At 41.9% G+C, this 14,811-nt stretch carries 16 protein-coding genes; all 16 read left to right on the top strand.

Going from position 1 to position 14,811, the window contains the following annotated elements; genetic code table 11:
- Window positions 1–290 precede the first annotated feature (290 nt).
- The 16 genes from rpsP (at window position 291) to hslU (ending at window position 14,770) form a co-directional block, all read left to right on the top strand.
- Window positions 291–563 (top strand): 30S ribosomal protein S16, encoded by a 273-nt coding sequence (gene rpsP, locus H538_RS0100665; RefSeq protein WP_026675897.1) that lies wholly within the window; start codon window positions 291–293, stop codon window positions 561–563.
- Between the two features lie 15 nt (window positions 564–578).
- Window positions 579–806, top strand: coding sequence for a KH domain-containing protein (locus H538_RS0100660; RefSeq protein ID WP_026675896.1), 228 nt, complete (start codon window positions 579–581; stop codon window positions 804–806).
- A gap of 105 nt (window positions 807–911) precedes the next feature.
- Window positions 912–1,430, top strand: coding sequence for a ribosome maturation factor RimM (gene rimM, locus H538_RS0100655; RefSeq protein ID WP_026675895.1), 519 nt, complete (start codon window positions 912–914; stop codon window positions 1,428–1,430).
- A 1-nt stretch (window position 1,431) separates the two neighbouring features.
- Window positions 1,432–2,175, top strand: a complete 744-nt coding sequence (gene trmD / locus H538_RS0100650; protein ID WP_026675894.1) for a tRNA (guanosine(37)-N1)-methyltransferase TrmD — start codon at window positions 1,432–1,434, stop codon at window positions 2,173–2,175.
- Window positions 2,176–2,291: 116 nt separating this feature from the next.
- Complete coding sequence (gene rplS / locus H538_RS0100645) at window positions 2,292–2,639, top strand: 50S ribosomal protein L19 (RefSeq protein ID WP_026675893.1); 348 nt, start codon at window positions 2,292–2,294, stop codon at window positions 2,637–2,639.
- Between the two features lie 123 nt (window positions 2,640–2,762).
- Window positions 2,763–3,302, top strand: a complete 540-nt coding sequence (lepB, locus tag H538_RS0100640; RefSeq protein ID WP_026675892.1) for a signal peptidase I — start codon at window positions 2,763–2,765, stop codon at window positions 3,300–3,302.
- An 8-nt stretch (window positions 3,303–3,310) separates the two neighbouring features.
- Window positions 3,311–4,162, top strand: coding sequence for a ribosome biogenesis GTPase YlqF (ylqF, locus tag H538_RS0100635; protein WP_026675891.1), 852 nt, complete (start codon window positions 3,311–3,313; stop codon window positions 4,160–4,162).
- Between the two features lie 82 nt (window positions 4,163–4,244).
- Complete coding sequence (locus H538_RS0100630; RefSeq protein WP_026675890.1) at window positions 4,245–5,018, top strand: ribonuclease HII; 774 nt, start codon at window positions 4,245–4,247, stop codon at window positions 5,016–5,018.
- 156 nt (window positions 5,019–5,174) lie between these two features.
- Window positions 5,175–6,335, top strand: a complete 1,161-nt coding sequence (gene sucC, locus H538_RS0100625; RefSeq protein ID WP_026675889.1) for an ADP-forming succinate--CoA ligase subunit beta — start codon at window positions 5,175–5,177, stop codon at window positions 6,333–6,335.
- Window positions 6,336–6,356: 21 nt separating this feature from the next.
- Entirely contained in the window at window positions 6,357–7,271 is a 915-nt protein-coding gene (sucD, locus tag H538_RS0100620; protein ID WP_026675888.1) for a succinate--CoA ligase subunit alpha, read from the top strand.
- A 55-nt stretch (window positions 7,272–7,326) separates the two neighbouring features.
- Window positions 7,327–8,202, top strand: coding sequence for a DNA-processing protein DprA (dprA, locus tag H538_RS0100615; RefSeq protein WP_026675887.1), 876 nt, complete (start codon window positions 7,327–7,329; stop codon window positions 8,200–8,202).
- A 105-nt stretch (window positions 8,203–8,307) separates the two neighbouring features.
- Window positions 8,308–10,386 carry a type I DNA topoisomerase gene (topA, locus tag H538_RS0100610; protein WP_026675886.1) on the top strand — a complete coding sequence of 693 codons (2,079 nt, stop codon included), beginning with the start codon at window positions 8,308–8,310 and terminating at the stop codon, window positions 10,384–10,386.
- 7 nt (window positions 10,387–10,393) lie between these two features.
- Window positions 10,394–11,698 carry an FADH(2)-oxidizing methylenetetrahydrofolate--tRNA-(uracil(54)-C(5))-methyltransferase TrmFO gene (gene trmFO, locus H538_RS0100605; protein WP_026675885.1) on the top strand — a complete coding sequence of 435 codons (1,305 nt, stop codon included), beginning with the start codon at window positions 10,394–10,396 and terminating at the stop codon, window positions 11,696–11,698.
- A 61-nt stretch (window positions 11,699–11,759) separates the two neighbouring features.
- Window positions 11,760–12,662 (top strand): tyrosine recombinase XerC, encoded by a 903-nt coding sequence (gene xerC / locus H538_RS0100600; RefSeq protein ID WP_026675884.1) that lies wholly within the window; start codon window positions 11,760–11,762, stop codon window positions 12,660–12,662.
- 93 nt (window positions 12,663–12,755) lie between these two features.
- Complete coding sequence (hslV, locus tag H538_RS0100595; protein WP_026675883.1) at window positions 12,756–13,298, top strand: ATP-dependent protease subunit HslV; 543 nt, start codon at window positions 12,756–12,758, stop codon at window positions 13,296–13,298.
- A 74-nt stretch (window positions 13,299–13,372) separates the two neighbouring features.
- Entirely contained in the window at window positions 13,373–14,770 is a 1,398-nt protein-coding gene (hslU, locus tag H538_RS0100590; RefSeq protein WP_035349721.1) for an ATP-dependent protease ATPase subunit HslU, read from the top strand.
- The last annotated feature ends 41 nt before the right edge of the window (window positions 14,771–14,811 follow it).

Raw genomic sequence — 14,811 nt, 5'->3', positions numbered from 1 at the left:
TGCGGGTGATGTCTAGCTCCAGCACCCAGCCCCTCGAGCCGCTTCGCCTCTTCTGCGGCGGCAACAGCCACGAGCCTTTACATCGAGAATTTTCTTCGAGTTGTCTCGACGCATCTAGCTGCGAAAGCAAATCTAGCAGAGGAAGAGACATTGAGGATGAGGCGCAAGCAGCTGTCGGGGCTAAGCGGGGTGCTTCCGCTTTTCGTGTTGATATTTTGGCTTGAAATCAAGCCTAAAATATAGTATAATATTAATTTGTGTGAACTAATTTCGGAGGTGTATTTTTTACAATGGCAGTAAAAATTCGTTTAAAACGTATGGGTGCTAAAAAAGCTCCATTTTATCGTGTAGTAGTAGCAGATTCGAGAGCGAAACGTGATGGGCGTTTCATTGAAGAAATCGGATACTACAATCCATTAAAAAATCCGGTAGAAGTGAAAATTGATGAAGAACAAGCGCTTAAATGGATGCTTGACGGTGCAAAACCTTCTGACACTGTTCGTAATCTTTTTTCAAAAGCTGGCTTAATGGAAAAGTTTCATAACGCTAAACTTCAAAAATAAAATGGGTGATATGAGATGACAGAGTTAATCGAAACGATTGTAAAAGCTCTTGTAGATCATCCAGACGAAGTGAAAGTCGTAGAAGTGGCTGACGGTTCGAAGCTCGTTTACCAATTATCTGTTCATCATTCGGACACAGGTAAGGTGATCGGCAAGCAAGGAAGGGTAGCCAAAGCGATCAGAACCGTTGTCAATGCTGCTGGTACGAATCAAAGCAAACGAATTTCATTGGAAATTATATAAGTATCGAAAAAAAAGGGAGAGGGAAACCTCCCCTTTTTTCAATACTTAAGCGGCATGTAAGGCAAACTAGTGATACATAAGCAATGAAAAGGAGGTTTTATTTTCATGACGAAATGGCTTAATGTCGGGAAAATTGTGAATACGCATGGGATTCATGGCGAAGTTCGCGTCATCTCGCGGACGGATTTTCCAGAAGAACGCTATAAAAAAGGAAATACACTGTTCGTTGACGTCGCGGGAGAAAACCGGCAGATTCCGGTGATCGTTAAGAGCCATCGCAAGCATAAACAATTTGATTTATTAACATTTGAAGGCTATAACAATATTAATGATGTCGAACCATTTAAAGGGTCATTGCTGAAAGCTTCTCCTGATCAGGAAGTAAAGCTTGAAGAAGGAGAATTTTTTTACCATGACATTATTGGCTGCAAAGTAGTGACAGAAGAAGGGGAAGAATTAGGAAAAGTGAAAGAAATTCTTTCCCCGGGCGCAAACGATGTCTGGGTTGTAAAACGAAAGGAATTTGGTCCTGATATTTTAATTCCTTACATCCCGCAAGTCGTAAAAAATGTCGATCTAGCGGAAAAAACAATTACGATTCATGTTATGGATGGTCTGATATAGGATGAGAATCGATATTTTAACCTTATTCCCTGAGATGTTCACTGGTGTTCTCGGGTCCTCTATTTTAAAAAAAGCAGAAGAAAAAGGGCTGGTTGAGTATCATGTGACCGATTTTAGAACGTTTTCTACGAATAAACATCGAAATGTCGATGATTATCCATATGGAGGCGGAGCGGGAATGGTGCTTACACCCCAGCCTATCTTTGACGCCGTTCAAGCATTATCCGGACAAGCAAAAGAAAAGCCTCGAGTCATTTTACTTTGCCCCCAGGGAGAACGATTTACACAACAAAAGGCGGAAGAGCTGGCAGCAGAAAGCCACCTCCTGTTTATTTGCGGTCATTACGAAGGATATGATGAACGCATTCGCGAACATCTGGTGACTGACGAAATTTCGATTGGTGACTTTGTCCTGACAGGAGGCGAACTGGCATCTATGGTCATCATTGATAGCGTGACAAGGCTTTTGCCTGGTGCGCTCGGAAATGAAGAATCAGCGGTGAAAGATTCTTTTAGCTCGGGACTACTTGAACATCCCCATTATACAAGGCCTGCGGATTTTCGGGGGTTAAAAGTTCCTGATGTGCTGCTGTCGGGGAACCATCAAAAAATCGCCGAATGGCGAATAAAAGAATCTCTCAGACGGACATGGCTAAAAAGGCCGGATATGTTGATTGGCGCCGAACTATCCGAGCAGGAGCAACAATGGCTTCAAGAAATAAAAAAGGAACATAAACATCAATAGATGACTTGTCAATGGCCTTTCTCTATGGTAAGATTTATTTTGTGGCTTAGGCTATTGAATACGGTGTTCCGCTGCTGTCGAATTAGCAAGAACATCTGTGGGAAGGAGGCAATAACATGCAACAGCTTATTGCAGAATTAACGAAAGAACAATTGAAATCAGATCTTCCTGAGTTTCGCCCTGGAGACACTGTACGTGTCCAGGTAAAAGTAGTTGAAGGTACTCGTGAGCGTATTCAGCTATTTGAAGGTGTTGTTATTAAACGACGTGGCTCTGGAATCAGCGAAACATTTACTGTCCGTAAAGTTTCTTACGGTGTAGGTGTTGAACGTACATTCCCTGTCCACTCTCCGAAGATCGCTGGACTTGAAGTTGTACGTCATGGTAAAGTTCGCCGTGCGAAACTTTATTATCTGCGTAACCTTCGTGGTAAAGCAGCACGTATTAAAGAAATCCGTAAATAATTTGGCAAAGGAGCTTGACTCACTCAAGCTCCTTTTTCATTACTTTAATCAATGTTCCAAAATAAGGGCATGTTTTAAAGTATGAATTTAGAAAAAGAGAAAATTGGATGGTGAGGAAGAAATATGGCGCGTCAGAAGAATGGAACGTGGGAATGGGTCAAAGCATTAATTATCGCACTGCTCCTTGCCGGAGTAATCCGATATTTTTTCTTTGCTCCGATCGTCGTGGACGGCGAATCGATGATGCCTACGTTACACAATAAAGACCGTTTAATCGTAAACAAGATCGCAACGCCGAAACGAGGAGATATTATCGTTTTTAAAGCAACACCAACTAAAGACTACATAAAACGAGTAATCGGCCTGCCTGGCGATGAAATCATGTATAAAGATGACGTGCTTTACGTGAATGGAAAACAGGTAAAAGAGCCTTATTTAGAGCCGAATAAAAAGATAACGAAAGACGGAAACTTAACATATGATTTTACATTGGAAGAGATCACGGGGAAAAAACGCGTCCCTAAAGGGCAATTATTTGTATTAGGGGATAACCGCCGCCACTCCACTGACTCGAGAAATATTGGCACTGTCCCAATCGATCGTGTGATTGGTAAAGCGAGTGTTCGGATTTGGCCGATATCTGATATTGGTGTCATGAAGTAGGTGAGAATATGACGATACAATGGTTTCCCGGCCACATGGCTAAGGCAAGAAGGGAAATAACTGAGAAATTAAAGCTTATTGATGTAGTATTTGAATTAGTAGATGCGAGAATTCCTCTTGCTTCAAGAAATCCAATGATTGATGAAATCATCTCCGGAAAGCCGCGCCTTCTGCTTTTAAATAAAGCAGATATGGCAGACAGGGATGTAACAAAAAAATGGGAATCGTATTTTGCGCATCAAAATATCCCAGTGTTGGCATTGAATTCACAAGCAGGCAAAGGAATTAATAAAATCGAAGGAATGGCGAAAGAACTTGTTAAAGAGAAATTTGCCAAAATGAGAGCGAAAGGAATCGTTAAACCAAGAGCGGTAAGAGCTCTTATCCTCGGTATACCAAATGTCGGCAAATCAACGTTGATTAACAGGCTTGCCGGAAAAAATATCGCAATTACCGGTGACAAACCGGGAGTAACAAAAAAACAGCAATGGATTAAAGTTGGCGATCAACTTGAGCTGTTAGATACACCGGGAATATTATGGCCGAAGTTTGAAGATGAAGAGATCGGTTTAAAATTAGCTGTTACTGGTGCGATTAAAGAAACATTGCTTGATTTTTCTGAAGTTGTCCTTTTCGCTTTAACGTATTTAAAAGAATGGTATCCAGATCAATTAAAGGAGCGGTATAAGCTTATCGAAATACCCGAAAAACCGCTTGATTTATTTGATGAAATCGGCAGAAAAAGAGGATGTCTTATGGGCGGGGGACAAATTGACTACGATAAAACTGCCGAAATTATCCTTCGTGATTTACGTTCCGAAAAACTCGGACAAATTTCATATGAAAGACCGCCAAACTAGAAAAAGACACGCTTTCATTATGCGTGCCTTTTTTCATTAAAAGGGCGGGTCCGTTCCATATAAAGAAAGAGAGTTTAGTAAAATGAAAATCGAAACCATTAAAGAGATTGAACAGAAGTTGCGGTCACTTGCTTTTGAAGAGAGAGAAACTTACATAGAGAAGTTAAAAAACGACTCGAGAATCGGAGTAAAGAAGCTCGTTGATAGATTCAAGCGAGAGCAATTAGCAAACAAAAAAATGCGAATAGCGTACGATTTAATGCTCACATATGAGAAAGAGTGCTGGCTAACAGGAAAAACGCTTGTTGCGGGAATTGATGAGGTTGGACGTGGACCGCTTGCAGGCCCCGTTGTTGCCTCAGCCGTCATTTTGAAACAAGATGCCTACATACCGGGGCTCAATGATTCTAAACAGTTGACGGACACGAAACGTGAATTTTTTTATGAAGAAATAATGAATAACGCTGCGGCGGTTGGAGTAGGGATCATTCCACCACATGAGATAGATGCTATGAACATTTATGAAGCAACGAAAAAAGCGATGATGAAAGCCGTTGAAGCGTTAAAGATGAAGCCGGATCACCTGCTTATTGATGCGATGGAAGTGCCGATTCCGATTCCGCAGACGAAAATTATTAAAGGCGATACGAAAAGTGTGTCGATTGCGGCTGCCTCGATTATCGCGAAGGTGACGCGGGACCGTTTAATGAAAAAACTCCATGAAAAATATCCGCAATATGGCTTTTCTACAAATATGGGTTACGGGACAAAAGAACATTTGCAGGCGCTTACGCAGTATGGAATCACAGAGGAGCATAGAAAGTCGTTTGCGCCAGTAAAACAATACGCCAATTAAGAAAAAAACGTATAAAATACATTACTTTTACCGAAGTAAGGCATTTTAAGAATGTTGCCTCTGTTAAAAATAATGTCGAATGCTAGACAGTAGGCGATTGTTTATATACAATGAATAACGGTACTTTAAGTTTTCAACATGATAGGAGGATGGAGAATGAATATCCACGAGTATCAAGGGAAAGAAATTCTAAGAAAATACGGAGTGGCTGTTCCTAATGGTAAAGTTGCCTTTACTGTAGAAGAAGCTGTTGAAGCGGCAAAAGAATTAGGAAGCGCTGTATCCGTAGTAAAAGCGCAAATCCACGCCGGTGGCCGCGGAAAAGCAGGAGGAGTAAAAGTAGCTAAAAGCCTTGATGAAGTGCGTACATATGCAAAAGAAATTCTTGGCAAAGTCTTAGTTACACATCAAACAGGACCTGAAGGTAAAGAAGTAAAACGCTTGCTTATCGAAGAAGGCTGTGACATTAAGAAAGAGTACTATGTTGGCCTCGTTCTCGACCGTGCGACTTCCCGCGTTGTTATGATGGCATCAGAAGAAGGCGGAACGGAAATTGAAGAAGTAGCCGAAAAAACTCCGGAAAAAATCTTCAAAGAAGTGATTGACCCTGCGATTGGCCTACAACCCTTTCAGGCTCGCCGTTTAGCATTCAATATTAATATTCCAAAAGAATTAGTGAATAAAGCTGTTAAATTCATGTTAGGCTTATACACAGCGTTCGTTGAAAACGATTGCTCAATTGCTGAAATCAATCCGCTTGTTGTAACAGGAGACGGAAATGTAATGGCGCTTGATGCAAAATTAAACTTTGATTCAAATGCGCTTTACCGCCATCCGGAAATCATGGAGTATCGTGATTTAGAAGAAGAAGATCCAAAGGAAATCGAAGCTTCTAAGTATGACTTAAGCTATATTTCTCTCGATGGCAATATCGGTTGTATGGTAAATGGTGCCGGTCTTGCAATGGCGACGATGGACATCATTAAACATTACGGTGGAGACCCTGCAAACTTCCTTGATGTAGGCGGCGGTGCGACTGCAGAAAAAGTAACGGAAGCGTTTAAAATCATTCTTTCCGATCCGAATGTAAAAGGTATTTTCGTCAATATTTTCGGCGGAATTATGAAATGTGATGTTATTGCCGAAGGTGTTGTTGAAGCAACGAAACAAGTCGGCCTTAACCTTCCGCTCGTTGTCCGTTTAGAAGGAACAAACGTTGAACTAGGCAAGAAGATTTTAGAAGAATCCGGTCTTAACATTACTTCTGCACAATCAATGGCAGATGGAGCTCAAAAAATCGTATCACTCGTAAAGTAAACAGAAAGGAAGGGGACAAACATGAGCGTTTTCATCAATAAAGATACAAAAGTAATCGTTCAAGGGATTACAGGTTCTACAGCATTATTCCATACAAAACAAATGCTTGAATACGGTACAAAAATTGTAGGCGGTACTTCACCAGGTAAAGGCGGTTCTGAAGTTGAAGGAGTGCCTGTATTTAATACGGTTGAAGAAGCGGTGAAAGCAACCGGGGCAAATGCTTCTGTTATTTACGTGCCTGCTCCATTTGCAGCAGATGCGATCATTGAAGCGGTAGACAGCGAACTTGATCTAGTCATTTGTATTACAGAACATATTCCAGTCATGGATATGGTTAAAGTAAAACGTTATATGGAAGGGAAAAAGACTCGCCTCGTTGGGCCAAACTGCCCTGGTGTCATTACTCCTGAAGAATGTAAAATCGGCATTATGCCTGGCTACATTCATAAAAAAGGCCACGTTGGGGTTGTTTCCCGTTCTGGTACATTAACATATGAAGCGGTCCACCAGCTCACACAGCGCGGCATCGGTCAATCAACGGCTGTTGGTATCGGCGGCGACCCTGTTAACGGAACAAACTTTATCGATGTTTTAAAAGCTTTTAATGAAGATGAAGATACGTATGCTGTTATTATGATCGGTGAAATTGGCGGTACAGCTGAAGAGGAAGCTGCCGAGTGGATTAAAGCGAACATGAAGAAACCAGTCGTCGGCTTTATTGGTGGCCAAACGGCACCTCCAGGAAAACGTATGGGACATGCTGGCGCCATTATTTCCGGCGGTAAAGGTACAGCTGCTGAAAAAATTAAAACGATGGAAGCTTGTGGCATTAAAGTAGCAGAAACACCTTCTGTTATGGGTGAAACACTCGTTTCTGTTTTAAAGGAGAAAGGACTTCTCGAGCGCTGCATCACACATAAAGCGAATGTTTAATAGTAAAAAAGCTCCCTATTCGGGGAGCTTTTTTAAAAAATGATAGGAGGATCATATGGATATCGAACGCCTCATCCTTTTACATCATTGCCGCGGTGTTGGTTGGAAGACGATGCAATTATTTATCCGCTTTGATTCTACACTCCAATCGATTTTCTTAATGGGAAAAGAAGAGCTTATGCAATATTTTCGAATGAGAGAACACCATGCTGAAGCATTCCTGCAAGATGTAAGAAAATTGTCCTATCACTCCATCATGAAACAATATTACATACATGAAATTGAAATGATTACATACTTTGATACAAACTACCCTCCTTTGCTTAAAAACATCTATGATCCGCCATGGGTATTATATATGAAAGGAAACAAAGAACTTTTATTAAGCAAAAAATCGCTAAGTGTAGTCGGGACAAGGAAGCCTTCCAATAGGGGCCTTGCCGCCACCAGAAAGCTGTTGCCTCCGCTTATTGAAGAAGGCTGGACGATCGTCAGCGGGCTGGCTGAAGGAATTGATGGGTATGCACATCATTTGACCTTATCATTAAATGGAAATACAATCGCAGTATTAGGCTCAGGGCTTGGACATATTTATCCAAAATCAAATGAGCCGCTTGCGCATACGATAGCGAAAAGAGGTTTATTGCTTTCAGAGTATCCTTTCCATACACGGCCGCAAAAATGGCAGTTTCCATTGAGAAACCGCATCATAAGCGGTTTGGCTCCGGGCCTATTAGTCATAGAAGCCCGCGAGAAGAGCGGGTCTTTAATTACAGCTGATCAGGCGCTGGAACAAGGAAGGGAAGTGTTTGCCGTGCCTGGGGCGATGATCGATGAACATTCTATGGGAACGAATCGATTAATCCAGCAAGGCGCAAAGCTAGTTCTTGAGACGAAAGACATTATCGACGAATTGATTTCGACGATTTAGGCGACAATGGATTTAAAATATATTGTTTTACAGTTTGACAAAAAGGTGAGCCTTATTTAATAATAGGGAAGATTTAATAAACCCTTAAAGGGGGATAAACAGAAAATGGAAGAGTATTTAGTTATCGTTGAATCTCCCGCTAAAGCAAAAACGATAAAAAAATATCTTGGCAATAAATATATCGTCAAAGCTTCGATGGGACACGTAAGAGATCTTCCGAGAAGCCAAATGGGCGTAGAAGTAGAAGATCATTACAAACCGAAATATATTACGATTCGAGGAAAAGGCCCCGTCTTAAAAGAATTAAAGACGGCTGCAAAAAAAGTAAAAAAAATCTATCTCGCGGCTGACCCTGACCGCGAAGGAGAGGCCATTGCGTGGCATTTGGCCCATAGCCTTGACATGGACCTCGATTCCGATTGCCGTGTTGTTTTTAATGAAATTACGAAAAATGCAATAAAAGACTCGTTCAAACGGCCGAGAAAAATCAATATGGATCTTGTCGATGCCCAGCAGGCAAGACGCATTCTCGACCGGCTAGTCGGTTACAACATTAGTCCGCTCCTCTGGAAAAAAGTAAAAAAAGGCTTAAGCGCAGGAAGGGTTCAAACCGTCGCTGTCCGTTTGATCGTCGAAAGAGAACGGGAAATTCAATCGTTCGAACCGGAGGAATATTGGAAAATAAAAGCCGTTTTTTCAGCTAATAACGATGAATTTGAAGCAAGTTTTTACGGAGCGGATGGCAAGAAAAAAGATCTGGCCAATGAAGAAGAGGTAAAAGAAATATTGGCTCGCATAAAGGGCAGGAAATTTAAAATTAGCTCAGTACAAAAGAAAGAACGGAAAAGAAATCCTGCTCCGCCTTTTATCACTTCCTCCCTTCAGCAAGAAGCGGCAAGAAAGTTAAACTTTCGGGCAAAGAAAACGATGATGCTCGCCCAACAGTTATATGAGGGAATTGATATTGGCAAAGAGGGAACGGTTGGTCTCATTACTTATATGAGAACGGACTCAACTCGCATTTCTGACCTCGCAAAAGAAGAGGCGAAAAATTATATCGTTGAAGAATTTGGGAAGGAGTACGTCCTTGAAGGAGAGCGTACAGAAAAGAAAGCGGGGAAGAATGCACAGGATGCGCATGAGGCGATCCGCCCTACTTCAGCGATGCGGCACCCTAAGCTGCTAAAAGACTACTTAAGCCGTGATCAACTTCGTCTTTACCGTTTGATCTGGGAACGTTTCATCGCAAGCCAAATGGCATCCGCCGTACTTGACACGATGACGGTTGATATTGATAATAATGGTGTTATTTTTCGGGCGAATGGCTCGAAAGTAAAATTCCCTGGCTTTATGAAAGTTTATATAGAAGGAAATGATGATGGGAAGAAAGATGAGGACCGACTTCTCCCGGATTTAATGGAAGGCATGGCTGTTCAGAAAAAAGAGATCGAGCCATCGCAGCATTTTACCCAGCCGCCGCCAAGGTATACGGAAGCAAGACTTGTCAAAACGATGGAAGAACTCGGCATCGGGCGGCCGTCAACTTATGCACCTACGCTCGATACCATTCAAAAAAGGGGCTATGTCGCCTTAGATGACAAAAAATTCGTTCCTACAGAACTCGGTGAAGTCGTTCTAGAACAGACATTAGAATTCTTTCCGGAAATATTCAATGTCGAGTTTACCGCTAAAATGGAAGATGATCTTGATGCCATTGAAGAAGGAAATAAAGAGTGGGAAGAAGTTATCGATATTTTTTACAAAAGCTTTGAAAAGAAGCTGAAAATTGCTGAAGAAGAAATGAAAGAAGTAGAAATAAAGGATGAACCGGCAGGCGAAACATGCGAAAAATGCGGTCATGAAATGGTCTATAAGATGGGCAGGTACGGGAAATTTATGGCGTGCTCCAACTTCCCGGATTGCCGTAATACGAAGCCAATCGTAAAAGATACAGGCGTTACATGCCCGAATTGTCATGAAGGTACCATTGTCGAAAGAAAAAGTAAAAAACGACGCATTTTTTACGGCTGCAGCCGTTATCCGGACTGTGAATTTGTATCGTGGGATAAGCCGGTTGGGCGCAACTGCCCGAAATGCGGACAAATTCTCGTTGAAAAGAAAACGAAAAAAGGAAAAGTCGTTCAATGTATTTCATGTGATTATGCAGAAGAGGAAGGAAACTAAAAAATTTATGAGTAATGTTGTGAAGGTTATCGGGGCCGGGCTTGCTGGAAGTGAGGCAGCCTGGCAGCTTGCCAAACGAGGAATTAATGTACATTTATATGAAATGAGGCCCAAAGTGCAAACTCCGGCCCATCATACGGATAAGTTTGCTGAACTCGTTTGTAGCAACTCATTGCGGGGAAATTCCCTGACGAATGCGGTCGGTGTTTTAAAAGAAGAAATGCGCAGGCTTGATTCCGTTATTATTCGATCGGCGGATGATTGTTCAGTACCGGCAGGAGGTGCGCTTGCAGTAGACCGGCATGAATTCGCTGCCCTTGTTACTGAACGGGTGAAAAATCATCCGAACGTGACGGTTTATCACGAAGAAGTGACTTCCATTCCGGAAGGGCCTTCGATCATCGCAACAGGTCCGTTAACATCGCCCGCTTTATCAGAAAGCTTAAAAAAAGAAACATCGGAAGAATATCTTTATTTCTATGATGCGGCGGCGCCGATTATCGAAGTGGAAAGTATCGACCGCGAAAAAGTTTACTTAAAATCCCGCTATGATAAAGGCGATGCGGCCTATTTAAATTGTCCAATGACCGAGGAAGAATTTGACCGTTTTTATGAAGCGCTCATTTCTGCCGAAACAGTGCCGCTTAAAGAGTTCGAAAAAGAGATCTTTTTTGAAGGCTGTATGCCGGTCGAAGTAATGGCACGAAGAGGGAAAAAGACTCTTCTATTTGGACCGATGAAACCGGTCGGCCTGGAAGACCCCAGAACAGGCAAACGGCCTTTTGCGGTCGTGCAATTGCGCCAGGATAATAGCGCCGGAACATTATATAATATCGTTGGCTTTCAAACCCATTTGAAGTGGGGACCGCAAAAAGAAATCATTCAAATGATTCCGGGACTTGAAAATGCTGAAATCGTCCGATATGGTGTGATGCATCGGAATACGTTTATCAATTCGCCAAAATTGCTTCGTAAAACGTACCAGTTGAAAACCCGCGAAGATTTATTTTTTGCAGGGCAAATGACCGGTGTTGAAGGATATGTGGAAAGTGCTGCGTCAGGACTGGTCGCTGGCATCAATGCGGCAAGACTCATTCAAGGGCAAGATCCGGTTGAATTTCCGGCGGAGACAGCGATTGGAAGCATGGCCCATTACATTACAACGGCCGATCCTCATCATTTTCAACCAATGAATGCAAATTTCGGCCTTATTCCGCCGCTTTCTACAAAAATCAAAAATAAGAAAGAACGCTACGAAGCACTTGCTAAACGGGCATTGGAGACAATTCAGAATTTTTTAACAAAATTGTGAATTCCACTTGTCAATACCTCAAATTTGTGTTAAGCTTTAGTGGCTTTGTGAGGTGTTTAGGTTGGATACAAACCGCGAGCATTTGCTTTTGTTTAAGGAATATTTACAAATTGAAAAAAACAGTTCACAGCTTACAATCGAAACTTACGAACAGGCAATTTTGCATTTCATGACGTTTATGAAACAGCAGGCAATCGACGGATTTGCTGCTGTTTCTTATGTTTTGGTCAGACACTATATAACAGATCTTTATAATCAGCGATATGCTAGAACAACGGTTGCCAAAAAAATATCTTCTTTAAGAAGCTTTTACCGCTTTCTTTTAAGGGAGAAACTGGTGAAAGAAAATCCATTTGCTTACTCTTCGCTGCCGAAGAAAAAGAGATTATTGCCAAGCTTTCTGTATGAACAGGAGCTTACGCAATTATTTACAGTAAGCAATCTTGAAGAGCCGCTCGGACAGCGAAATCAGGCGATTTTAGAGCTTCTTTACGGAACGGGTATCCGTGTGAGTGAGTGCTGCGATATACGGATGGATGATCTTGATGTTGTTGTAGAAACGGTTTTAATTCGTGGAAAAGGTAGAAAAGAACGTTATGTTCCGCTTGGAAGCTATGCAATGGAAGCGTTACAAACGTATATAAATGACGGAAGAAAAAGAATCGTAGAAAAATACCATTCAACTTCCAATCACTTATTTATCAATTATAGAGGCGGGGCACTCTCAAGCAGGGGAGTACGCAATATTTTAAATCAACTGATTGAAAAAACGGCATTAACGGTACATATTAGTCCGCACGTTTTAAGGCATACGTTTGCTACCCATATGTTAGAGAGTGGAGCGGATTTAAGGGCGGTCCAGGAACTGCTTGGGCACTCCCACCTTTCTTCGACACAAATTTATACACATGTAACGAAAGAACATTTGAAAAATATTTATAATAACGCACATCCTAGGGCATAAACGAAAGCAACTTCTAAAATCCGGTTTATCAAAGTAGATTATAAAATGAGGGAAGCGTTTGTCTGCCATTATAAAGAAGAGGGAGGTATTTCAATGACTCATTCGTTTCATGCAACAACTATTTTTGCCATCCAGCATAACGGCCAATCGGCGATGTCCGGCGATGGCCAAGTCACCTTTGGGAATGCCGTCGTAATGAAACATAGTGCCAAAAAAGTAAGAAGACTCTATGGCGGGAAAGTCCTTGCCGGCTTTGCCGGTTCAGTAGCTGACGCATTTACGCTATATGAAAAGTTCGAAGGAAAACTGGAAGAGTATAATGGAAATTTGCAGCGGGCGAGCGTTGAACTTGCAAAAGAATGGAGATCAGATAAAATTTTAAGGAAACTTGAAGCGATGTTAATCGTAATGAATAGGGAACACCTCTTGCTTATTTCGGGCACCGGCGAGGTCATTGAGCCGGATGATGGGATTCTCGCAATCGGTTCCGGCGGCAACTATGCCCTGGCAGCCGGCCGCGCCTTAAAGAAAAACGCACCGCATTTATCAGCCAGCGAAATTGCAAGAGCTTCCTTAGAAATCGCAGGAGAAATTTGTGTTTATACAAATGATCAAATTATTTTAGAAGAGCTGTAAGCGGCCTGTTTTAGAATTCTCACGATCGGACACGACTGTTTTTACATCCATAATTTTTAAGGAGTGTGTTGGAATTGAATACACAATTAACACCTCGCGAAATTGTAGAAAAGCTTGACCAATATATTATCGGTCAAAAAGAAGCGAAAAAGGCTGTTGCAGTTGCCCTCCGCAATCGGTATAGAAGAAGTTTACTCGATGATAAATTACGAGATGAAATTTCGCCAAAAAATATTTTAATGATTGGACCTACAGGTGTGGGGAAAACGGAGATTGCCAGAAGGCTTGCTAAATTGGTAAATGCTCCGTTTATTAAAGTGGAGGCGACGAAATTTACCGAAGTCGGCTATGTAGGCCGTGACGTAGAATCGATGGTAAGAGATCTTGTGGAGACGTCCATTCGTCTTGTAAAAGAACAAAAAATGCTTGCGGTTAAAGACAAAGCAGAAGAAAATGCAAACAAAAGGCTTGTTGAATTATTGGTGCCGGGAAAACAGAAGGAGACCGGATACAAAAACCCATTAGAAATGTTTTTCGGTGGGGGAGGACAGAGCTCTCAAAACAATTCCCAAAGCGAAGAAGATCTTTCCTTAAGGCAGCAAAGAAAACAAATGGCACATAAACTAGCCCTTGGTGAGATGGAGGATCATTTCGTTACCGTTGAGGTAGAAGAACAGGGGCAATCAATGATGGATATGTTCCAGGGATCGGGGCTTGAACAGATCGGATTAAACATGCAAGATATGCTTGGCGGTCTCGTACCAAAGAAAAAGAAAAGAAGAAAGCTTACGGTCAGGGAAGCTCGAAAAGTGCTGACACAAGATGAGGCCGCAAAATTAATAGACATGGATGATGTAACTAGCGAAGCGGTTTATAAAGCGGAACAATCGGGGATTATATTTATAGACGAAATTGACAAGATCGCCGGTAAGAATCATAATAGTTCTGCAGATGTCTCAAGAGAGGGTGTTCAGCGCGATATTTTGCCTATCGTTGAAGGTTCAACGGTCATGACGAAATATGGCTCCGTGAAAACCGACCATATTCTGTTCATCGCTGCGGGTGCGTTCCATATGGCTAAGCCATCGGATTTAATTCCGGAGTTGCAAGGTAGATTTCCAATCCGGGTCGAATTCAAAAATTTATCGGTCGATGACTTTACAAGAATTCTAGTGGAACCTGATAACGCTTTATTAAAACAATATACAGCATTACTTGCGACAGAAGGTATAAATCTTGAATTTTCTGACGAAGCTATAGCTAAGATTGCAAGTATAGCTTATGAGGTTAACCAGGAAACAGACAATATCGGTGCAAGAAGGTTGCATACCATTCTTGAACGATTGTTGGAAGATCTTTCATTTGAAGCGCCGGATGTGAAACTAGACGTCGTAAAGATCACGCCTGAATACGTTAACGAAAAGCTGGCCGACATAGCCAAGAACAAAGATTTAAGCCAGTTTATTTTATAGCAATAACTTAAGGCGCATGCAACGTTTATCGCATGATGCTG

Origin of the sequence: Fictibacillus gelatini DSM 15865 (assembly GCF_000430745.1) — a bacterium.
Classification (GTDB): Bacteria; Bacillota; Bacilli; order Bacillales; family Fictibacillaceae; genus Fictibacillus_A; species Fictibacillus_A gelatini.
The sequence above is the reverse complement of the archived record's forward strand: the minus strand, read 5'-3'. Positions and strand labels throughout refer to the sequence as shown.